The following is a 23,920-nucleotide window of genomic DNA, read 5'->3' as shown; positions in this document are numbered from 1 at the left end:
ACCTTCATTCGTATCCACAGGGGAGTTGCAAAATACAATCTCCCTCTTTATGTGAGTTTGTATCAGTTGCACATCAGGGTTGCGAGTATGAATCTGTTTGATGGTTTCAGGTATGTAATGGAGGTGACACTCTCTGAGGAACCTTCTCATCCCACCAACATCCTCGGTAAATAAGAGCGTTGAGGATATATCTCTCATGATCTTCATACATGAGCCTCTGACTCCCCTTCATCAGTATCACCGATAGGGGGCAGGAAGCAGGAAGCAGGGGAGACAGGGTGACAAGGAGACAAGGGGACAAGGAGAGGAAAGAGACGTATTGCGTAGGGCGTATTGCGACCGGCATGAGCAAGATCATAAGCGTGGGAAAACCTGCCTCCTGCTTCCTGTTTCCTGTCTCCTTCCAACTCTGAGAAATAAGCTCTTCTGACCTCTCAGATCTCCGCTACACTTAACGATAATATAAGCGAAGCCGATTGTCAGGGGATACCCCAGGAGGATAGGGCTTCGCCCCAGAATTCCACCCCACCGTCTCTTAAAAGCACAACGCTTTGTTTCTCAGCGTAATCCCTTCCCCCCTTAGTCACCTCTTCCCCACAGACCACAGGAACTGCTGAATAACCCGCCTTTCTCAGTAATTTCGCACGTTGGACAGCGCGAAGCACATCATTCCTATCCACTACAGATGAGATCTCCACCGCCAGCATAATCTCCGGCGATTCAGGAAGATGCCGTAATCTTCCGCTCACGAGGAGGTCTATTTGAAGCATATCGCGAAGCTCTTCAGAGGTGAGCGCGGAGGTTAAAACATCATCTATTGAGGAGAGGTCTACGACTTTCACCCGTCGCAGCAGAAGGCCGAAATATGCTGATGCTTTCCTTTGATAGTTCATCTCTAGGAGAGTGCCTTTCATCCTGCCAACCGTATCGGTCAACAAATCCACCCGTTCAGTCAGCCGTTGTTGTCCTTCGGTTAGCGATCGGACTTGTTCTGTCAGCCGTTGTTGCCCTTCAGTTAGCGCACGGACCTGCTCAGTCAGCCGCTGTTGCTCCTCCCTCAGCTGTTGCTGTCCCTCGGTTAGCAAGCGAACCTGTTCTGTCAGCCGTCGTTGTCCTTCGGTTAGCGATCGGACTTGTTCTGTCAGCCGTTGTTGCCCTTCAGTTAGCGCACGGACCTGCTCAGTCAGCCGTTGTTGTTCCTCCCTCAGCTGTTGCTGTCCCTCGGTTAGCAAGCGAACCTGTTCTGTCAGCCGTTGCTGTCCTTCGGTTAGCGCACGGACCTGCTCAGTCAGGCGCTGCTGTTCTTCCGTCAGCCGTTGTTGCCCTTGAGTTAATATGCTAACTTGCTTGGCCAGCCCTCTTACCTCTTCAGCAAGAGCGCTTAACCTCCTCTCGGTCTCCCGCTGTGCTTTAGTTAAATCCTTAACCATCTCAGGCAGAGCAAGCAGTTCTGAAGTAAGGAGCAAGCGTCGTAGCTCTTCCCTCCACTCCGGATGTTCCCAAAGGAGCCTTACCAAATCATGGTAATCTTCCACGGTAAAAGCCATTCGTCTTCTTCCACCTCTCTTAACAGCCTTTAGCTTTCTCAAGTCCACAGCTATATTTTATCAACCTGTAGGAGATGATGTCAACATCCCAAGGTTTTCCGTTAATCCCCATCCGGTATTAAAGTAGATCCCTGAGGTAGCCTTTTCACCCCTCATGTTTCCCCCATCTCATCTGACAGCCTTATCCATGGTGATATAAAGCTCACGGTTCTCCCCTTATCCTCCCCCAGGTGGTTATCAGCTTATCACCGGGGATGACATCGAAAGCCCTGCCTGATATCAAAATGTTGCCGTTTCCCGATGAATCCTCATATCTAAGGCTTCTTGGAGGCTCATCGAAATGCCACAATGCCAGAGTGTGAAGGTCACTCGCGAAACCGCCCTTCGGTATCGGCGGCATATCGTGATATCGAGCGATATCTGAGATCCGAAGCTCGTCTATCATCGCCTCGGTCGGCACGATTCTCGGCAGAGCGACCCTGATCCACACGGGCTCAACGAAGGGCTCGTCAAGTGCTCTCCCTCCCAAGTAAAAGGGCCTATCGCTGTCCAAGGTATCCACCTTCTCCCATCCTTTCAGCTCGCCTTCATAGCACCATTTCCCATCTATACTTATCAAGGTTTTCCTTCCTTCCTGTTGAAAGACCATATAGTGCCATTTACCGGGTTCTATAACGGGCATATTGATTACCTTCCTCTGACCTACCTCTGGAAGAGAAGTCACCTGGATTTGGAGGATAGGTATGTTCTCCTCCTCAACATATTTCGTGAATGCCCAGTCCACAAGCCAGTCTTTTCCTTTCCCCCACACGGCATAATAGCTCGCCAGATATACGACATAGCTTCCCGCTTTCTCGATGATAACTGATACCGCTGCCCTCATAGGTGAACCGCGTAGCTCAGAATCAGGCGGTGGAGGTGGAATTCTCTTCGGATAAATCCAGAACTCTATCGTCCACTCGTTCCCCAAAAGGGCATCTAAAGAGGGGTTATCCTCTGCCAGGTAATATCCCTCCGACAGATCCAGATAGTTTCCCCCAGCAGGTGATAGCTCCGGCTCCTGAGCGCCTGTGAAAGGAATGGCGCAGCCTATAACGACAACGATCGTCCATACCAAGCTACCGCCGAACCCCATGGAGCTCACCTTTCGGATTTGGAACGCTGAGCTTCCGGGAGACACCCTCACCCCTCAACGGTTGATCGACAGAGGATTGCCGTCCACATCCGTGAATCGCAGGTAGAAACCCCAATACCCGGCTTCATCGCAGACTTTGACCAGGATTGAATTCTCCCCCTGCTTGAGCGTTACCGTAACGGTGTCCTGGTCGATGGACGCCGGGCGAGCCTGATCATATGTGAAGACCAGCTTGCCGTTAAGCCAGACCTTGATTTGATCGTCGCTGCCGATCCGCATCTGCGCGTTCCTCTCCTCCGGAGATGTGACCGTCGTGAAGGCATAGGCTGTGACCCAATCCAGCTTCCCGCCGAAGATCTCGTTCAGATCCACGAACCCGTCGAACACCTTATCCTGTAATTTCCGCCATTTGACCGTACCGTCCAGACCGGGATATTCGGCCTTCAGATCGATCTGAGTTGCCTCCTCGGGGATGAACTCTCGTTCGTAGCCTATACCGCCCGTGTTATCGAACGGGCCGATGATCCACCAGGCGTCCTCCATGATGAATCCCGTCCTGTTCATATAAGCCTTGGCCTTCTCCTCATCTCCCCTCTCCCGATGGAAGCTCGCCAGGGCGATGTCGGTGTACAGCCTTGATTTGCCCTCCTCCGGGACGAGCTTCGCCAGATCCATCACCAACTGGGCGAACCGCTGATCGTCCTTAAGGGTCCTACCGGCCTTGATCACCTCCGTCCACGTCTGTCGGACGTAATCCTCGACGATACCCCCCGGTCGGTCGAGCCCCTCCTTTAGCTTCTCAACTGCCTTTTCGTAATCCCCGTTCGCAAGATAGGCGCGCGCCAGGGTGAGGGGCGAGTAGTAATAGTTCAGATTGAGGTTATAGGCCCGTTTGGCCAGCTCCAGCGCCTTTCGGGGCATAACCCCCTTGTCGAGGATCTGCCGGGCGAGGTAATCGTAATTCCAGGCGTTCCCGCTCTTATTGACCTCAGCCTCCCTCAACTCGATCCACCTGGCGTAGGCGGCGTTCGCACTCTCCTGATCTCCGATCTCCCTGTAGGCATCCCCCAGCAGCTCGTAGAACGTGGAGTTCCCCTTCATCTGCGGCTCAAGCTCCTTCAGAGCGGCGATCCCCTCCTTCTCCCGCTTGGCCTCGACATAGAGATCCCAGAGCCCCGTCAATGCGGCGTTTTTCTCGGATCGGTTCGATGAGGAGGTGATGGTGTTTCGCAGTTCGGATATGGCGGCATCTATCTCGCCGGATCGCTTGTAGAGATCGATCAGGACGTTTCGCTTCTGGATCCTCTCACCCGCCGTGTCCGTCAGGCGAATAAGGCGCCTGTAAATACCCTTCGCCTCCCGTAAGTCCTCGTCCCCGCCTCTGGCTAGATACATCCTTGCCAGCGATTCCAGGATGATCTTGTTATCCGGGCTGAGCTCATCGGCGCGCTTATAGGCACTTATCGCCTCATCGTACATCTCATTCCACTCATAGACCTGTCCCAGGGCGTAATATGCGTCGGGATCATCGGGGTTGTCCTTAACGGCCTGCTGTCGTTTGGCTATCAGCTTGTCGTACATCCCGCTCTCCTTGTAGATCTTTCTTATCGCCTGTTCGGCCTCCCGGCGATCGCTTTCGCTCTGTGCCACGTTCGCCACCTGCTGATAGGTTCGTATAGCGTCCTCATACCTTTTAGCTCCGAGGTAGCTCCGAGCAAGCCCGCGGTATACCATCACCCGTTCGCTCCCCCAATGGTAGAAACCGCTTTGAGAGAGGGCGTCCTCGAACAGCTTGATGGCGGCGTCATACAGCTCGCCCTCGAGGCAGATGGTTCCGAGCGCTGCGAGGAAATAGAAATCCCCTCTCCAATTGCTGGTGGAGAGGGCGGCTTCGCCGCTTTTCACCATCTCCAGCGCCTTCTCCTTCTCCCCGCATCGGTTGAACTCCGCCGCCGCGTGATAAAAGGCGAGCACATCCGCTGAGCCGAGCTTGTATATCCTCCAGTAAGCCTCGGCGGCCTTGGCGTGTTCTCCCCTTACCCTGTGGATCTCCGCCACCATCCTGAGGAGGGCTGGATCTTTGGGATTCTCCTCGAGCTTCTTCTCGAAGCGTTTTAGCAGGTCCCCCAACCTTCCCTGATCCTTATACGCGTTTATGAGCGTATCTCTGACCCGGCCGCCGCCGATCTGAACCTTGATACCGGTTGAGCTCGTGGAGATCGACATGCCTCCGCTTGAAGAGGTGCGGAAGATCTGTTCGTAGAGCCCTATCGCCTCATCATCCTTTCCCTGGCGGGCGTAGATCCCTATCAGCTCGTTGGCGACGTTCTCCCGATCCCAGCTCTGCGTCGCCATATCCATCGCCCTCCTGTAAGAGGCAGCCGCCTTCTCCAGATCGCCCCGGTTCAGGTAGTATCGCGCCCGTTCCTGCCACATGTCGAACGTCATCCTGTCCTCCTGTTCCGCCTTCTGGAACATCTCCTCGAGTTTCCCCTGTCGCCGGTATATCTCCATTATCTGTCGCTGGATCTGCCGTCGCTGCCAGTCCTGTCCGGTGTATTTCAGCGCCTCCCTGAAGGATCGCTCGGCCGATTCAAGATCGCCTTTACGCATGTAAAGTCGGGCGAGCTCCTGATGGACGCGCTGATCGCCGGGGTTGAGCTCGATGGATTTGCGATATGCCTCGATGGCATCGTCGACCCTGCCACAGGAGGTGTAGATCCGTCCCAGACGGGCGTAGTTGAAGCTATCGGGGTTTTTCTTGAGATACCCCTGGGCGAGCTTGAGCGCCTCGTCGAGCCTGCCCGCCGACTGATACGCCTCTATGAGGCCGTCCTGGTATCTCGTGTTTTCGGGATCGACCTTCAGCAGGGTCTTCCACAGGGCTATCGCTCTCTCGTGCTCGCCCTCTCGGGAGTAGATCTGGGCGAGCATCCTCTGCGACTCGTAATCCTCAGGCACCTCTTTGACGATCTGCAGCAGCAATTTCCTCGCCTTGTCGAGCTCGTTCCGCTGCATGTATTGCTGGGCCAGCGATCGTTTGACGCCCACGCTCATCCGTGAGGTCTTCCTCTCGATCCGTGTCGTCGCGGACACCCCTGATATGCGTTTCTCGATCTCCACCAGTTGACGCTGGGCCTCATCGCGGAAGAACCGATACGCTAAGGGATCGTTCATTATCTCCATGTACATCGCCTTGGCCTCCTCCCACATCTCGTTCTGCCTGAATAGATCGGCCAGCCGCCGTTTATCCCAGGGGTTGTTGTTTCTCATAAGCGTGATGCCGGCCATCTTGCGGAAGATCCCCTTCGCCCTCTCCTTATCCCCCGACTGAGCGTAGAGCGTCCCGAGCCTCTCATAGATCCGGGTGAGCTCATACGAGCTGTAAAGTTCACCTCCCGCTGCCCGCTCAAGCAGCCGGATCTCCCGCTTTCTATCGCCCACCTTGCGATAGGCATCCGCCAGCGAGAGTAGCCAATTGGAGCTGAGAGGGGCGGTCCCGCCCATCAGTTTTTCGACGAGCGCATCGGCTCCCTCGAGATCCCCCCTTCTTATCTTTATCATGGCGACGACGTAGTTGAGGAACCTGTCGTCGGGATTCGAGGTCAGCTTGCCCTCATATTCCTCCGCCAACGAGGCGATATCACCTGATCTCTCATACAGCTCTATCAACTTCATCGCCAAATGGGATCTTAAGTATGTGTCCTGAGCGATCATCGGGTCATCCGATTCCAGCTTCTCCCTGATGAACTGAATCGCTCTCTCCCGCTCCCCTGCCGAGGCGTAAGCGGTTGCGAGCTGGCGGCATGCATAGGAGTCATTTGGGTTTATCTCCAACACTCTCTCATATATCTCCACGGCCTCTCTCGGCCTGTTGTTCTGCAGACATCGGTCTGCTACCGAATAGGCGAAGGATAAGCTGAAGTTCGTCCCGACGGTGGGTCTCATCATATCCTTCGTCAGCGAGACGAGCTCATCCACCTTACCCGCCTGGAAGAAAAGGTTCGTAACCTCCCAGTAGTTATAGCCGAGGATGTTCGGACGTTCTCTGAGTAGGATCGTGTACTGTTCGACCGCTTCAGCGAGCTTGCCGGCCTGCCCCAGCATCTGTGCGTATCGCATGCGCGTGCTGATATCCTTCGGACGCAACTCGAGCGCCCTTTTGAAATATAGGGACGCCTTGTCGAACTGCTTGATGCTCTCATAATAGGTGGCTAGATCGAGCTGCGCACGGAAGGAATCGGGGTTTTTCCCGGCGATCTCGATCAGTCGTGCCTCCCTCTCCTTGGAGGCTCTGCTGCCGCGGATCAGGTTCAGCGCCTGCCCGTAATAATAGCCGCTCATCATCCGACCATATCCGCTCCAGTTCATAAGCCGTACCGCCCGCTCGGCCAGGATGGCGGCATCCTGGCCCCTTCCCAGATCTTCCAGATGTCGGCTCAGCTCCATCATGAAGTTCGGATCGCCCTTCCACATCGCCAGCTTCATCGCTTTTTTAGCGGCCGCTATGGCGTACTGAGTCAAGCCTCCCTGTTGGAGCTTCCGCGAATACTGATAAAGCTCGCGCTCGGTGGCGAAGGAGCTGAGCAGCTTCGATAGAACCTCCCGAATCTTGACCGTATCGCCCATATAGGTGGCCAACTGGAGGATAAGATCGTAGTATCGGCCGCGATGCCTGGGATCCTCATCGGCGATTTGACTCAGCAGGTCTATCGCCTCCCTGTGTTTGCCCGTATTGATGGAGACGAAGGCGGCGTTGAGCTTAAGGGTGAGATCATCCGGATTCTCCCTTTGAATTTGTGCGAGTATCTCCTGGGCCTTCTCGCGCTTCCCCTCCCACCAGTAGAAGTAGCTCAGGGCCAGTCCGGGAAATATCCGATCCCTGCCCTCCGCCCCATCGAACTCGGCCTGGAACTTCGCATATAGCGGCTCAAGCTGATTCCTGATCCAAAGCCGTATGAAGATCTCCTTCAAAAGCCTCATCCGGTTATCGTCGTAGTAGAGGTTCGAGGAGGGGAAAGCGGTGTTGACGGGGGTATAGCCGGAGTATGAGATCGGGGCGTAAGAGAGAGGGGTCAAATATCGGCCCGTCGATATCTCCGGTTTCGTCCGCTCAAGGGTTTCCCAGAGGAAATCGACGGCCTCCTTCATCCTCCCCTCGCGCAGATAGGCGGTGATGAGGTTTTGGCATGCGTCGATGTAAATCGTCGGAATGGGAGCGGTCTTCAGGGAGCCGGCCATCGCACGGACGTCCGAGACGGAGATACCATCGAATATCCTCCTGGCAAGATCAGGTTTACCCGCCCGGGCGAGCGATATGACGAGCGTCAAACCCGACTGCGGGCTTTTTATCTCTATGGATTCGATATCGGGGAGCATCTTCTGAGCCTTCTCCGGCATCCCCCGCCTTTCGAGGTGAGATGTGTAGGTGGCGAGACAGGAGAGCCATGTCTGTGGGTCGATCTCTTTCAGCTTCTTCAGCGCCTTTTCAGCCGATTCCTCATCGGATCTTCGCAGCGAGAGTGTGAACACCAGGTATTGATACGTCGGATCGTCGGGCGAAAGGGAGGCCATGCGCTTGACGGCCTTCAGGGCTTTATCGTTCTCCTCGGTGAGCATGTAGATCTGAACGAGCCTCTCAAGAACCTTCAGGTCATTCGGGTTCTCCCTCGCCTTAGTTTCGAGCTGTGTGATCAGATCGTTCAGTTTACCCTCCATGGCGGATATCATGACGATCCGTGCCAGCGCTCCCGCCTGTGCCTCCTCGAAATTGCTCGGCGTCCAGGGCCGTCCCGCGGTTCCATATCGTCTCCCTATCTGATTTGTCAACCTCTGTGGCAGCAGGAACCGATTGACGCCGGCGGGGACCAAGGTGCCGTAGGAAGGAAGGCTCCCTGTCGTCTTACGCTTTTGAACGGTAGCGGCGGGCTTGGGCATCTCGACCACCTTCCAGAAGGTCCGGAGGGCGCGATCCGGCTCGTTTATCTCGGCGAACGCCGCGCCGATCTGATAGAGCGTCACCGCGTCCAGCGCCAATATTGCTCGATGGCCAGACGGTAATCGCCCGCTTTGACACAGATCTCCGCCAGATCCCTTCGTAGCTCGGTGGATTCAGGGCGGAGTCGGACGGCCTGTTTGAGGTTATCGATCGCCCCCTTATAATCGCCTTTCCGCCCGGCGATCTCCGCCGCCAGCCGATATCCTTCGGGATTCCTCGGGCTGTGTGCGATCACCTCCCTGGCCATCTTCATCGCCGAGTCGAGATCTCCGATCCTCATGTAAGATCTGGCGATACGCGAGTAGTACTCGCGGGCGTTCCCCCTGTCGAGCTCGGCAAGACGCTTGCCCCACAATATCTTATCGAAATGCCACAACGCTATCGTCTTGGAATCGTCTTTGAAGCGTCTTTCAGGGTTAATCTTCACGGCTCTCAACTGAAAGGGGTATCGCAGCCCCTCTGATATCCGCACCTCATCTATCATCCCCTTAAAGGTTCTGCTTCCCGAACTCCATGGTATCTGCCCTTCCAAGGTAGGTTTCACTCCGCCTATGAAAAGAGGCTCGTTGTTTTCAAATGGAGGAGCGTCAGATGTGTTCATCCCATGTGACCATCCATCCACGAACCCGTTACTAAGCACTCCCTTGATCTGAAAGGCGATATGTATCTATCTGCCGGCGGGAGATTGGCCACCTCTCATCAAGGTGGTGAAGCCGCCCCATGAATTTGGCCTCCGGCAGGTCCAAAAGCTCACGAAGGTTGCGCCCTCTGGCAGATCGGCATCGAGGGGTGAATGTGGATCCTTCCCTCTGAGCAGTATGACATAAGAGTCGGGCTTTGCGATCACAACTTGAGCTTCACGCCAATCCCTGGGCGGCTCCTCGATCAATATCCACGCCTCGATCGTCATACCCTCCTTTATGGGATCGAAATCGCCGTTGTCCTCCACATATGCGTATCCGCCCGGTTTAAACGTTATGGCGTCGTCAATCGGCAGCTCCCAGTTTCCCCCGAAGTCCAAATAAGACAGAGCAAAGCAAGACTGTAAACCCACATATCATCTCACCTCCCGGATTATCAAGAAGGATTACGCAACAACCGTGCCAGTGATGAGATCCGATTTAATGCGGCCCGCGGATAAGATAAGTGCCCCAAATCGTGCACATGCACCCTAAAAGTGCCCCATTTCGGGCAGTTAGGCCTGGCGTAGCAGCAGCATCGACAACCCCTAGTATCTTCACATCCTCCGCCGCCGGGACGTCGAACCAATACAATGCCTATCTTACTTGGAAAATTGAAATCCCACCTTCAACATCCCCCAAAGGGTTAATCTCTTATCTAACGGTTATCTAACGGTCCCACCTCCATCTCACCCAAAAACGGGGAACAGTGGGGATAGAACTCATTGACGAAAGGGGTCTTAGTCAGATTAACCAGACCCTTACCCCCGAAGTCTATCGAGTAGAGATCCCACGGAGCATCTCCTTCCCTACCGCTAAAGAAGATCCTACGCCCATCCGGGGAAACGGCCAACCTGTCCCAACACACGATCGATATCCTCGGATCAACGAGAATCCTCCTGATGTGCCTTGTCTCAAGATCCATAACCGCTATATCCCACCTGGTATGATCAAACATATTCGAGAGAAAAAGCAGCCTGTCCCCATCAGGCGTGAATATCGGTGACCTCTCTTTCGTGGTGCGATTAGTCAGATCGATCGCATCCTCCCCATCCACGTCGCAGATGAAGATATCAGGATCATTCTGATTTTTATACCTCGTGAAAGCTATCCTTCTCCCATCAGGTGACCAGCAGGCTCCTACCCCATCTGTTATCTTTCTCGTTTCACCACTTTCAAGATCCAAAAACCATATCTCTCCCTTAAGTGGAAGGATTCTGGTTGTGAAGCTGATCTTCTTTCCGTCGGGAGACCAAGCTTCCTTCCCCTTAAAGGTTATCACCCCGCCATCTGGTAACACAGCTGGCCTCCAAGTAGCAACGACCTTCCCTCCTACAGGCAGCCGCTTCACTTCCCTCCCCGTTAGGTTCAAAACGAAAAGCGAGGGGGTATCTTCTCTCCTGGACACGAACACCACCTTCTTACCATCGGGGGTGAAGACAGGTTGTTGATCCGAGGAGGGATGATTGGTCAGCCTCCTTCTATTTCTCCCATCGGCATCGCATATGAATATCTCAGCGTTTCCGGATAGAATCGACTCAAAAAGTATCTTCTTACCATCGGGAGACCATGAGGGATAAAAGTCACAAGAGTTCGGAGGCGATATCCTTTTGCGCTGTCCTGTTTCCAGATCCAAGATGTGGATCGCCATCTCCGAGATGAAAGCTATCCTCCTCCCATCCGGCGGCCAAGAGGGGTTTCGTTCCCAATCCATGGGCGTATCGGTCAGATTTTTCAGATTCCTTCCGTTGATATCCATCATGAATATGTCCGTTGGGGCACCCTGTACGGCGGATGCTTCGAAGACGATCCATCTGCCATCTGGTGAGAATGATGGATGGCCTGGAGAGGAAACGCTAGGTATTGTGATTTGTCTCACATCAGCTCCATCCGGATTTATGAGGCGGACCCCACCTCCAGCGATGAAAGCAAGCTTATAACTTGCCCCTCCATGTTGGGCAGACCAGCTAAGTAATAAGAAGGTAACTGCTAATAAGCTTCCGGCAAACCTCGCCGTACTCCGGGGCAATAGATATACCAACCCCCTCCTAGCCATTTCCATTCCTCCTATCCCATTTTACCCTTTTCGTCTTGGATTTTGGGGATGGTTCATAGTTATGGTAGCAGATTACAGAGAACCTGAGATCAGCCCATCAGCCTCAGCCTCTTTTGCGCTTAATCAGAGAGGGAGGCTCTGGAATTTTTGAAAAGTCGAGGAGTCACGCATATCGTCCTCAGCTATTCTGACTTGAAGAGGCTGGATATGATATCCGCTTTGGGCTCTGATGAGAAGTTCGATAGGCTCTTTCGGTTGATACCATTGACACCCCTGAGGAGTGGAATCGAAAAGGATGTTCTTCGCCTATCCCCCATCGCCTCACAGGGAGAGATAATCGAGGTGAGGTTTTCCAAGGTCAAGCCTGAAGAGGCCAGCTTGGTTAGGGGCAGCGATGTTTTTCCCATTAAGTATATCTGGTATAGAGGGGTTGAGCTTAAATCGGATTCCCCTTCTGCGAAAAGGGCTTTGATTCTCTTCAAATCTCCATCGAAACGAGAGCGTTGGCGTGGGTTTCTCCTTCCGGAATATGGCTATCGTTCCCTTATTATTCAGCTTCTATTGTTGAACCATCCTTCATCCCACTTCACACTTGTCTACAGAAACGATGAGGTATACATCTGGCAGGTTAAGTATCTCAAAGGAATAGCCCCGAATCCATCTTACCTCGTCCAGCACTTCCCCGATAACGAACTGAGGAAAAGCTGGATGTTCGCAGGTTACCGGCACATCCACGGCGGATTCCCCCTCAAGCTACTTGAATACGACGACCACCCTCCGGACCGAGAAGGACCTCCCGGAATGTGATGCGGTAATGATCAGGAAATATCTGCCGTTGTGAACCAGATCGCCGTCCTTATCCCTGCAATCCCACATCTCAAGGTTGCGTCCCGGATATCTGGCGACTTCCTTCACGATCGTCGCCACCACCCCATTCATCCCGATCAGCCTCATCGTCACCTCAGCCGGGCCGCCGTCGGGCGTTATGAGCGTGTATCCTATCGACATCCTGTTGACATCGGGGGCGTAAAAGGGATTGGGCCATATCTTCACATCCTCCACCCTAAGATCGCCCCTAATCCGAAACTCCCTGCCTGAAACGAGGGCGAAAGTGCCGAGATGGTTAACGGCGATCTCCACCCCATCGCCGATACACCTGCCGGCCAGTTTAACCCATCTCTCGGAGAAGTCGTCCCAGAAGGCCGGGACCACCGTTTCAGTCTCCACGGGACGGTTGGGACGTATCATGAGCGAAGCGGGCCTGTGAAGTATCATCCCCTCAGGCTCGATCCGGTAGACCCTGCTGTAAACCCTCTCGTTCCGGCTGAACCCGAAAGGGGGAACGATGGAGAATCTTATCTCCGTCCCGCCGTCGATCGCCCCCGGTGGGAGGATCAGCTCCATCTCGGCGCATTTGATCCTACCCCCTTCCCTGCCGATCGTTATCCTTTCAGGCTCGACCTTGACCGGTATCTCGGCCGAGACGCCGCCCGATGAAGCCCATATCTTACCGCTGCCGATGAAGGTGGCGAGGAAGCTTATCAGGTCGCCCTCCTGGGACATCTCACCTACATCCCCGCGCACCTCGCATCTGGGGGATTCGAGCTTTATCTCGTTGCCCATCTCGTCCGCACCGGATATCAGCACAGTGTAGCTCCTGCCCGATTCGGCCTCGAGCCGGGTGATCCTCTCCCCTGAGAGGTAGAACCTTATCTCCTTCAGGGCGCCCGGCATGACCTCGATCGTGGAGGTGGCCTTGAGATCTTTGTATCTCGCCGTGATCTCCGCCCTGCCCGATCTGCGAGCGATGAAGTCCGCCCCCATTTCTGAAGGCTTCAACTCTCCCACCCCTTTGAGCTCCCATGAGATCCGGATCGTGCCGATGGAGTTATCGAACCTATCCGAGGAGAGGGCCTTGATATGGAGGTTCTCCCCGGCGTGAATCCGGACGGAGGCGGGCTCCAGCCTCAGCTCGACCGGCTCGGAGGGGGAGATCCTGAGGACGGCCTCGCCTGAGATGCCGGACTGCGATGCACGGATCCTCTCCGATCCCGCTTTCCTCGCCGTGTAGCGGATCTTTTCTCCCTCGCCGGCGATTCGACCGAGCCCTTCGATCAGGCTCCATGTGGGCGAGAGGGAGATGGGATTTCCGAAGGCGTCGAACCCCTTAGCTATGATCTCAACCGATGAGCCCGCCTCCAGGTCGATCGATAAGGGCTCCAGCTTGATCTCGCTCAGGTTCGCCGGGACGAGTTTGACCTTCATCTCATCCTTCAGCTCGCCCATCTCGGCCACGAAGGAGATCTCATTCACATCCAGTCCCTGTGGCGCCGTGTAGCTCCATAGGTTCTCCGATACCCTCTCCAGCTTCCCGACGTTCGGCTCGACTCTGAGGTCCGCCTTTTCCAGCCCTTTCGTCACGACGTTTCCGTTGCGATCTATCCCGGTCAACCTCACGTCGGCCCTTCCGCCCGCCGGTATCTCCCGCGGTTCCACCTTGAACGACAGCTTCACCGGCTCGCCTATCTCACTGGCCACCGAGACGGTTGCCATCCCGAGGATCCCATCCGTTTCAGCCGTCACCATGCTTATGCCTTCCGATCGGGATGCCCTGAAGAGGCCCGTTTCATCTATCTCGCCCCTCCCCGCGACCTCCCATCTGACAGTTATCCCTTGAATCGGATTTCCGAACCGATCGAATCCCTCGGCTGAAAATCTGATCGTCTCGCCGGGTTTAAGGGAGACGGATTCGGGCGAGATGGATATCCGCGCCAGATCCCCCGGCAGAACGATCAGGTTCAGCTCGTCGCTTATACCATCCCGCTCAGCCACGACCTTATAACTTCCCGTTCTCGTGATTGAAACCCTCCCGTCGGGGCTCACCATCCCCTCGCCACCTTCCAGGCGCAGTTTGGCGGGGCCGGGCGGCGAAAGGGCTAAGGTTAGGAGGTCACCGGCCCTGACGTGCACGGGGGACGAGGACGATCCGAGTTCAGGGTTCCCCGGCCAGAAGAGATCCAGCTCGCCCTGGGGGGACTCGACCTCTATCTCGGCATATCCATATATGCCATTGGATCTCGCCGTCAGGAACGCGCTGCCCGGCCTCTCACCCCTGATCCTCACGCCATTTCCGTCGCTTCCCTCGACGGAGATCCCCCCAGAACCCTCCCATCTCAGCGATCGTAGTTCCGTCGAATTGCCGAAAGCGTCGTATCCATAGGCGGTCAGCTTAGCCGATTCCCTCACCTTAACCGTGAGATGTGAGGGACGGATCTCTATCCGATTTGGCGGACCGGCGATGACCTTCAGAAACGCCTCGCCCCAGGTCCCTTCGGCGATCGCCCTCACCCTGAAGGTTCGGCCAAGGGGAAGGGAATCGGTCGAGACGGTCCCGTCCTGCGACATCTCTCCCGCCTTTCCCCCCGACTCGTCGAGCAGCTCCCATGAGACCTCGATCGGAATCATTCTGCCGGCGGAGTCCGTCCCGATCGCCCTGAATCTCACCCTTTCGCCCCTGACCGCCTCGTATGATCCAGGCTCAACCCTGATGGAGCTTATCGTTCCCTCACCTTCGACGATCACGCGCGCCCGCGCGCTGAGATTGAGCTTCGGCGCGATGACCACAACCTCGCCCATATCGGGCGCTTTGAGATCCGTTTTCAACCTCAGGGTCCCCGTCCCATCCATCTCCCCGATATCCCCGATTAACCTCCAGATCAGATCGGGTCTCCCCGGGATCAGATCGCCGCTTTGATCGAGGAGATGCACGTTGAACTTCAGGGATCTCCCCTCCCCAGGGCGGACGAAGACATATCTGGGCGTGATCTCCATCCTGACGGGGAGATCCGAGCCTTCCGTTTCCCCGGCGAGGGCGGGTTCATCCCAAAACTCCTTTCCCGCTCCCGCTTCGACCGTATATCCGGCGACCGCTCGCCACCCGTTTGAATCCTCGGCCAGAAGATATCCCAGCCCGTCCCCCTCGACCCGCAGGACCTTCGCCACATCCATCCTCCTCCCCGAAAGGCCGTAGCAGAGGGAGGAGGAGGGTTCCAGCAGGTTGATCTCATCGAGGGTCAGAAGCTCGGCCTGAGCTCTCACGCCTCCGAGGGCGGACTCAACGGTGAAGTTGCCGGGGGTTTCAGGGCGAACCACGCCGGTGGGTGAGACGGATCGGATCGGGAAGAGCTCATCCCCTTCCAGACCGATCTCCAGGAACCTCTGAAACATGCGGGTTGGTATGGATGTGTGATCGGGAAACAGGAAGCAGGAGGCAGGAGGCAGGATTTCCCTTTCCGATCTTATCTCGACGATCGCAACGGTTGAAAGTCCCTGGAACTGTGCCGTCACATATCCGCCGGACGATCCCTCCCTCATCTTCAGAACCCCGTCGTCAGAGATCTCCCCCAGCTCGCCCGCGCATCTCCAGGTCGGGTTGATCCTCGTCTCGTTGCCCATCTCGTCGAGGGCGTAAGCGGCGAAATGTATCACATCGCCTTCCCTCGCCCTGACGAAGGGAGGGGATATGCAGAGCTCGACCGGATCGCCCGGCGTCACCTCGATCTCAACCTCATCCTCGAGCCCATCCTGGTATGCCACGATCCGTCCCTTCCCCGCTCTGATCGCCAGGAAGGTTCCGTCCGGGGATATCCTGCCCACGTTTCCCTCAACCCGCCAGCCCGGAATGATGCTCATTCGGTTACCGCCCGCATCGTATCCGTCCGCCTCCAGCGATATCGTCTCGCCGGCCCTGAGCTTTAGAGGGCCGGAGGGACGTATCTCCAATTTCCGTGGCGATGATCCGACCGCCCTCACATAAACCATGGCGTATCCCTTCACGCCGTCCGATTCCGCCTCGACGGAGTGATATCCCGGCCTTGAGGCCATGAAGAGGCCGTCCGGAACCGACCATCTGAGTGAGCCGAGTGGGATGATATCGCCGAAGCTGTCATATCCCCGCGCTGTGAAGCGGATCGATTCGCCGGGATGGAGCTCGACGTATCGGGGGAGGACGGATATACGGGCCAGATCTCCGGGGGTCACCTCGATCGAGATCGAGTCCGAACATCCCAAGGCGCTGGCCGTCACCCGACCTCTACCCGGCCTTGAGGCCACGAAGGTGCACTCGCCGGTGATGTATCCCACCCCGCCCATCACCTGCCAGGAGGGCAGGACAGACATCCGGTTTCCCCTCGCGTCGAACCCCGTCACCTCCAGGTCAACCCTCTCGCCCACTGTGAGAAGAAGGGGATCGGGCTTGGATGGGAAACCCTCAGGCGATATCTGAAGCCTGGAGATCGGTCCAGGAGGATTTAGCTGGATCACGACCACGCTCTTGGCGAAGTGTCCGCCGGAGAAGGCGAAAACGCTGCCGTTTATGACCACGTTTCCCACGGCCGCCCCGCCGGTCTGATCGGTCGCCGTGAAGAGCCCGCTGCCGTCGATCTTCCCTGCGAGCGGATCGGTCTGCCATCTGACATCGCCATAGGGGACCGGATTCCATTCCGAATCCCAGCCGAAGAGCAAAAACAGCTTCCTCCTGATCCGATCCGGCCTTGAGAGCGGCAGGTATTCGACATACGGCTCGAGCGTCAGCCGCTCTAATTCCCCGCTTTTGACCTCAATCGTGGCCGAGGCGGATATGTCGCCCAGGAGCGCGACCACCTTCCCTTTGCCCGGCCGCTTGGCCCTGAACCGTCCCTCTCCATCCACCTCCCCCACCCCTCCCTGCACGAGCCAGACGGGATGGAGTTTTTCGATCTCGTTCCCCGCCCCGTCAAAGCCTCTCACATGAAACCCCACCCTCTCGCCGACACGTAAGGTCGCTTCAGGAGGATCGATCTCCATCTTGAGGACCTCCCCGGGATAGACCTCGACGGGGACGGAGGCGGAGAGTTTTTCGTACTTGAGCTTGATCTCGCCTCTCCCTGTCCTATCGGCGACGAAGAGGTTTCCCTCAACCCGCCCCAGATCCGGCGGATCGAGGGAGATCGTCAGCTCGGACGGATCGAACTCCACCTCATTGCCGAACCTATCGAGGATCAGGATCAACATCGGCATTCGATCGCCCGATGAGGCGCGGATATGTTTGGGGATAACGGATATCCGATAGGGATCGGCGGGGATGACCTTCACCATGATCTTCCCGACGACGGGCCGCCCATCAGCTCCCGGCCGCATCGTGACGGCGCCGATCCATCCCTCCCTCCCCTTCGGCTCAACGCATTTTGTAGCCACCAGCTCCCCTCTTCCCAGCATCATGCCCACGCCGTTCGATGAAAACCACCTGACGGGCACGTCCAGCCTCGCCCCCTCCTCGTCCATCACCTCAGCCTCAAAGGAGATCCTTTCGCCGGCCCGTATCACGAGAGGCTGGGGCGAGGAGGGATGGATCCGCACGGCGGCGGGGGATTTCGGCGTGTAGATCAGATATCCGGAGGGCGGAAACCTCGTCGAGCGCGTCGATCCCGAATCACCGGGCAGATCTCTCGCCTCAACGGCGTATCTCACGCTCCCCGACAGCGCCAGCTCGGCGCTGAAGAGACCGTCGACGCCGGTCATTCGGACGGGACCTCTCCCCTTAACGAGCAGGTTTACCTCGCTGATTCCCCTGTTATCCGAGGCGAGAGCCTCGAACCTGACCTTTCCGTCTGCCTCAAACACCCTGAGATCGGATATCCGCGGCGGGGTCGTATCCTGGAAATTGATCTGAACCCGATCGCTCGAGCCGACGTTGCCGGATCGATCCCTCGCGAAGGCCTTCAGGAAAAGGAGCGGATGTGCTTCGGAGGGGGATATGCAGAAGAGGAGGTAAGGCGTAAGGCGTAGGGCGTAAAGCGTAAGACGTTCCGCTCCGGAGGCCGACTCACCCCTATCGATCTCAAGCCATGCCGAATCGAGGGAATCGTTCTCATCGACCCTCACCCTCACCTCCACAGGCATACCCCACTCGGCCGGAGAGGGGGACTGGAGGATCAGCCGAGGCGGACTCGTATCCCCGACATCGATCTCGCCCTCCCTGACGGTTGAGCTTCCATCGTTCCCGGTGAGTTTCATCCTCCAGCTCCACCTCCCGATTTGGGGAAGCGAGGGTTTCCAGATGATCTTCTCGCCTCCCATGAGATCCGGGTCGAAGGAGAGAGAGATTTCGCCGAGGCGGAAGGAGAGAGTGGCCGAGGTGGGGCTCACGGAGGACGTTCGAACGACGACGTTGAAGGATGAACCTACCTCGACCCTGGCGGGGATCTGAACCGATTCGATCTGGATCTGAGCCCGGGGGATCGTCACGTCGAAATGGGCGATATCCTTAAGCTCGCCGTATATCCCTCCTTCCATCGAGGTCTCGACCGTATATCTGCCCGCGATCGCCGTTTTGGAGAGGGAGAAAGTGAAATGGAAGAACCTATCCGGTATGGGATCGCTGACGATCTCGTATCGGTTGTCGGCGATGACCCTCCCCTCGGGATCTCGGACGATGGCGTAGGGGAAGATGAGGCGTGCGCTTGAAAAGTCGAACGCCCTGGTCATCCGGTTTCCCCTCGTGTCGGTGATCCGAAACGTCAGGGTCACCTGATCTCCGGGGCGATATGATTCCCTCCCCGTCTCCGCCTTCAGCTCGAAGGGTTCCTTTCCCGTATTTCCCATCCGATACTCGCCCGGCGTAAGCACCTTACCGGGAGGTCGGATCTCGTATGCGTATGACTCGCCGTTACGGGTGACGACGTAGCTGAGGCTGATCGTATAATTCTGGCCGGCCGAGAGGATCACGGGGATCTGAGGGGTTATCAGGGAGTAGACCTTCGTGTATGCGGCGTCATACCCAACCGTCTTCTCGATCGCCTGGACGATCTCATAGGTGTGATCGGTCTCCAGAACCTCGTATATGGCGGGAAAGCTGCCGGGAGGGATATCGAAACGAACCTTGGCCGTGGTCTGAGGTGACGGTGCGAATCGTAGGATCATCCTCCGGCCTTTGACCTCTACGGCGGGCCGGACGAGATAGAGGTAATGGAAGGAGCTGGCCAGAACCACGTTATAAGTCCCTGGGGAGACGAGGCAGCGAAGCTTTCCGTCGTTTCCCACAAAGCCCACGTTTCCCCGAGCGCGCCTGCAGGGTCGGAAGAAGATCTCTGAGGCGTCGGCGGGAGAGCCCGATTCGGTGAGGGCCTCCACGATCACCTCCGTCGCCTTCGCTGCCGAGAGGGTCAGATCGGTACTCACCCCGTTCAGTTGAACTCGATCGAGAAGCGCGAACCGATGAACGTCCCGATTGGAGAAGGCGAAGACGGTATACGTCCCGGAGGGCAGATCCAGCTTAAGCGAACCGTCCTGGGAGGTCTCGAACCCGACCACACCGTCGGATCGGGGTTTGGAGGGCTTGATCGGCTCCGTGTCATCGTCAGGCGAGGGCGTTCCGGGGAAGATCTGCACCAGAGCCCCCGCCGCCGGCTCCCCCGATTCCGTCAGCACGGATATCCTGAGCTCGGACGAGAGGGCCGAGGATGTGAGGAGAAACAGGAGCGCTATCGTTAATGGGATTTTGGCACGTGGACTCACCTTCCTTATCAACTTAACGGCTATGTCGTGGATGTGAGCCCTCATCATCATGGCCAATCCATCACGCGTCCATCCACGACCCTGATCACCCCCATCTCCGCGGCCAGTATGTCGGCATCCTCCATAATCACTTTCCCGGCCACAACGGGCAAAGCCTCAAATCCCACCTTCCTCAGTATCCCCGCTCTTTTCTTCGCCCTCTCAACGTCACTAACCCCGACCCCCCAAGACACTTCGACCACAAGGTATATCTCCTTATCATCCTTCCATTTTCTGCCTCGAAGTATCACGTCCGCCTGCCCTATCTCATCGGCTTCTTCTCTGGAGATCAGACCATCATCCACCCAATCGGCTATCATCCCCGCCAGCTCATTTGACGAAAAGACATATGCTCGTTTTACGATACGACCGAAGTATGAGAAGGCCTTCTGCCTGTACTGCTGTTCCAGCATATAACCCTTCAATTGTCCCACATCTCCCGTAAGAACATGGAGAGTTCTTTCCGTCTTTTCCTGTGCTTCAGCCAGTGCATCCACTCTTGCCGTCAGGCTCTCCAGCTTCTCAGCCAGTGCATTCACTCTTGCCGTCAGGCTCTCCAGCTTCTCAGCCAGTGCGTCCACTCTTGCCGCAAGGCTCTCCAATCTCTCCTCTGTTCTTCTCTGTGCTTCAGCCAGTGCGTCTACTCTTGCCGCAAGGCTCTCCAGTCTCTCCTCTGTTCTTCTCTGCGCCTCCACGAGCTCCTTAACCATCTCCGGCAGCTTCAGGAGCTCATCGGTCAGCACCAGGCGTCTCAGTTCCTCTCTCCACTCCGGTCTTTCCTCCAGAATCTTTATGAAGTCATGAAACTCCCTCACGGTGAAACCCTTCATCTTCGATCCTCCTCAATGCGTATCCGTTTGGCTATCTTCCTCTCATATCCCTGATCGCCCGGCTTATACCATCCTCCCTCGACGCCTTCGGGGAGATATCTCTGTTCGATCCAATGGCCGGGGTAATCGTGTGGGTATTTGTATCCCCTGCCGTGTCCCAAGGCACGGCCATCGCGTGAGGGATCTTTAAGGTGATCGGGCACCTCCTTGGCACCATGCTCCTCGATCTCCTTAAGGGCCTTGAAGTATGCTCCGACGCTGTTGGATTTCGGGGCAGTGGCTAGATACAATGTGGCCTCTGCCAGGTGATACTGAGCTTCAGGCAACCCCACCCATTCGAGCGCCCTCGCACAGGCCGACGTGATCACGACCGCCATCGGATCGGCCAGACCTATATCCTCGGCGGCCAGGATAAGCAGCCTTCGCATGATGAACTTCGGATCCTCGCCGGCGTGGATCATCTTGGCGAGCCAGTAAAGGGCAGCGTCCGGATCAGATCCCCTCACGCTTTTTATGAAGGCGGAGATCGTGTCATAATGTTCGTCCGCTCCCTTATCGTAATGGATCGTTCGCCTCTGGATGGCCTGCTGTGCTATCTCCATGTCTATCCTTATCAGGCCGTCCGAGTCGGGCGGGGTGGATTCGACGGCCAGCTCGAGGGCGTTGAGGGCACAGCGAGCATCTCCGTCCGAGACGTCGGCCCAGAACTCCAGCACCTCCTCTTCGACCTCCACCTTTTGTCCGCCGTATCCCCTGACGGGGTCCTCGAGCGCCCGGCGCATCAGGAGGATCAGATCCTCCTTCGAGAGCGGTTTAAACTGGAAGACGCGCGCCCGGCTGAGCAGGGGAGGGATCACCTCGAAGAAGGGGTTTTCGGTCGTGGCGCCGATGAGCACGATCGTGCCGTCCTCCACATGAGGCAGCAACGCGTCCTGTTGCGCCTTGTTCCAGCGATGGATCTCGTCCACCAGAAGTATCGTCCTCCGTCCCGATCCACGTCGGCGTTTCCGGGCCTCGGTGATGATCCTACGCAATTCGCTCACCCCGGCGAGCACGGCGCTTAACCTTTCAAAATGTCCCTTCGTGCGATTGGCGATGATGGAGGCGAGGGTCGTCTTTCCGGTTCCGGGGGGCCCCCAGAGGATCAGGCTCGAATATAGTCTATCTAACTCTATCGCCCGTCTGAGCGGCTTTCCGGGGCCGAGGATGTGCTCCTGGCCGATGAACTCGTCCAGATCTCTGGGCCTCATCCTCAGCGCAAGCGGCTTTCTCTCCTCCTCGAACAGCGTCAGCTCATTCCTCATCCTCCGCTCCCTCCTCATCTTCCTCGTCTGAGGGCAGTTTCGCCCTGATCTGGAGCCGCTTGCCGAAGAACTTGGCCCTTACCTCCTCATATCCCTCGAAGAACTGCCTCCACTGAGGGGACTCGACCAGATCGGGGCCGAACTTGATCGCCACCCCGCCGTCCACCGTATACTCAAGCGTGCCGAAGAACTGGTTCCTCTCGGCATCTATCTGCAGAAGCCTATGTTCCGTCAGCCAGTCCGGCGCCCTGAGCGGATCTATGGTCTTGCCGTTCGGTGCGACGAAGACGAGGCTCTTGAGGACGAGCTTCTCCCTGAGCTCTTTGATCGATCCGGGTTCGCCGTGGACGAGTATGATCGATTGGGGCTTCATATAGCTTACCTGTTGGCAGAGCTGCACCTGGTCGGCATGGGCCGAGAGGTTATATCTGCTAACCTTGCATTTCACCTCCACCTCCTGGCCGTCCAGCTCTATCGTGCCCCCCTGCTCCAGCTCCTGTAACCTCCTTCCGGGCGATTCCTCGTCCTGATATCCGGTCAGGAATATGGCGTTTCTGGGGTTTGATGCGAGCCATTTGGCGTAATAGACGCTCGGCCCGCCGGTGAGCATCCCCGATGAGGAGATGATACACTTGGGCTCCGGCAGGAGCAGCGATTGTCTCTCCTCATGCGACAGTATCTTGGTCACCTTGGGCATTCCCCTCCCCTCAGCCGACCAGAAGACGGGCTGACGGGAGTTGGCGATGAAGTTCTGCAACCTTTCGGGCAGGAAATCTATGAGCTCCGTGTAGAGATCACATATGGATCTCACCAGCCCGTCCACATATATCGGGAACTTCGGTATCACCCCGCTGAGCATGCTGAACTTGAGGATCAGGATTATCTCCTGAGCCCTCCCGAAGGCGAAGGCAGGTATGAGGACCGTTCCACCTTCCTCTATCACCTCCGCCACCGCCTTCGCAAGGCTTCCCTCCTCCGCCTTTCTGGAGGGATGTTGCGAATCCCCGTATGTGGATTCGAGTATCAGCAGATCGGGATGGAAGAAGTCTATCGGGGTCATCCCGGCAACCGTCCTCTGAGATACGGTCGCTATATCGCCGCTGTAGACGACGGTAGCTTCGGGGGTTTTCAGGAGTATCGAGGCCGCTCCCATGACATGGCCCGCGGGGTGAAAGTGGAACTCATACTCCGGATCGTCGAACGGTCTGATCCACTCATGATACGACGCCGTCCGGATCGCCCATACGGCGCTTTTGACCATATCCAGCGTGTAGAGCTGTGCCTCCGAGTCCCTGTCCTCCGCCTCCTTCTCCATGATCTTGACCGTATCCTGTAGCAGTATGGCTGCTATGAGCTTGGTCGGGGTTGTGGAGTAAACCGGGGTTGCGGGGAAGAGCTCATGGAAGATCGGAAGGGCGCCGCAGTGGTCCAGATGGGCATGTGAGATGAGGATCAGATCGAGCCTGTCATCGGTTAGATCGCGCAGCAGCTCGATATCGGGTAGGGCCTCCTCGCCCCGTCTGTTAACCCTTATACCGGCGTCAAGCAATATATTTTTGCCCGCTATCTGCAGGAGGTAACAGCTTGCGCCGACCTCCATCCCGCCGCCGAGGGCCGTGAATTTCATCCGATCGCACCTGCCTTCGGAGGGGCAAAAGATCTTTTGCCCTTACTTACGAAGGAAATTATAACACCAAGCCGATATTGAAACAAGCTGGGCCGGTGAGCTGCACCCCTTTCCGGAACCTCCTCGCCGAATCGAGACAAGTCAGGATAGA

General features: G+C 56.7%; 12 protein-coding genes. 1 reads left to right on the top strand and 11 read right to left on the bottom strand.

Going from position 1 to position 23,920, the window contains the following annotated elements; translation table 11 throughout:
- The 7 genes from J7M22_18260 to J7M22_18230 all read right to left on the bottom strand — a co-directional run.
- Positions 1 to 207 (bottom strand): hypothetical protein (locus J7M22_18260; GenBank protein ID MCD6508550.1); only part of this gene is annotated, 207 nt, incomplete at its 3' end.
- Between the two features lie 272 nt (positions 208 to 479).
- Complete coding sequence (locus J7M22_18255) at positions 480 to 1,547, bottom strand: hypothetical protein (GenBank protein MCD6508549.1); 1,068 nt, start codon at positions 1,545 to 1,547, stop codon at positions 480 to 482.
- Between the two features lie 202 nt (positions 1,548 to 1,749).
- Entirely contained in the window at positions 1,750 to 2,727 is a 978-nt protein-coding gene (locus tag J7M22_18250; GenBank protein MCD6508548.1) for a hypothetical protein, read from the bottom strand.
- 9 nt (positions 2,728 to 2,736) lie between these two features.
- Positions 2,737 to 8,718 (bottom strand): tetratricopeptide repeat protein, encoded by a 5,982-nt coding sequence (locus J7M22_18245; GenBank protein ID MCD6508547.1) that lies wholly within the window; start codon positions 8,716 to 8,718, stop codon positions 2,737 to 2,739.
- Positions 8,700 to 9,320 carry a tetratricopeptide repeat protein gene (locus tag J7M22_18240; GenBank protein MCD6508546.1) on the bottom strand — a complete coding sequence of 207 codons (621 nt, stop codon included), beginning with the start codon at positions 9,318 to 9,320 and terminating at the stop codon, positions 8,700 to 8,702. The genes J7M22_18245 and J7M22_18240 overlap by 19 nt, the downstream gene beginning before the upstream one ends.
- A gap of 27 nt (positions 9,321 to 9,347) precedes the next feature.
- A complete protein-coding gene (locus J7M22_18235; GenBank protein ID MCD6508545.1) occupies positions 9,348 to 9,734 on the bottom strand; it encodes a hypothetical protein in 387 nt (128 codons plus the stop codon).
- 284 nt (positions 9,735 to 10,018) lie between these two features.
- Positions 10,019 to 11,239, bottom strand: a complete 1,221-nt coding sequence (locus J7M22_18230) for a PD40 domain-containing protein (GenBank protein ID MCD6508544.1) — start codon at positions 11,237 to 11,239, stop codon at positions 10,019 to 10,021.
- 324 nt (positions 11,240 to 11,563) lie between these two features.
- Here J7M22_18230 and J7M22_18225 point away from each other — a divergent pair, with 324 nt between their 5' ends.
- Entirely contained in the window at positions 11,564 to 12,223 is a 660-nt protein-coding gene (locus tag J7M22_18225; GenBank protein MCD6508543.1) for a hypothetical protein, read from the top strand.
- On the opposite strand, the gene J7M22_18220 is transcribed toward J7M22_18225, so the two are convergent.
- From J7M22_18220 to J7M22_18205, 4 genes are read right to left on the bottom strand one after another with little or no spacing between them, the layout of a single operon-like run.
- Complete coding sequence (locus tag J7M22_18220) at positions 12,170 to 20,020, bottom strand: hypothetical protein (GenBank protein ID MCD6508542.1); 7,851 nt, start codon at positions 20,018 to 20,020, stop codon at positions 12,170 to 12,172. The genes J7M22_18225 and J7M22_18220 overlap by 54 nt on opposite strands.
- Positions 20,017 to 20,838, bottom strand: coding sequence for a hypothetical protein (locus J7M22_18215; protein ID MCD6508541.1), 822 nt, complete (start codon positions 20,836 to 20,838; stop codon positions 20,017 to 20,019). The genes J7M22_18220 and J7M22_18215 overlap by 4 nt, the downstream gene beginning before the upstream one ends.
- Positions 20,835 to 22,142, bottom strand: coding sequence for an AAA family ATPase (locus tag J7M22_18210; protein MCD6508540.1), 1,308 nt, complete (start codon positions 22,140 to 22,142; stop codon positions 20,835 to 20,837). The genes J7M22_18215 and J7M22_18210 overlap by 4 nt, the downstream gene beginning before the upstream one ends.
- Positions 22,132 to 23,769: an MBL fold metallo-hydrolase gene (locus J7M22_18205; protein ID MCD6508539.1), complete on the bottom strand. Its 1,638-nt coding sequence runs from the start codon at positions 23,767 to 23,769 to the stop codon at positions 22,132 to 22,134. Before J7M22_18205 ends, J7M22_18210 begins: the two co-directional genes overlap by 11 nt.
- Positions 23,770 to 23,920 lie beyond the last annotated feature (151 nt).

The organism is Candidatus Poribacteria bacterium, from assembly GCA_021162805.1.
In the GTDB taxonomy this organism is placed as follows: Bacteria; Poribacteria; WGA-4E; order B28-G17; family B28-G17; genus JAGGXZ01.
Note: the sequence above shows the minus strand (reverse complement) of the source record. Positions and strands in the feature narration are given on the sequence as shown.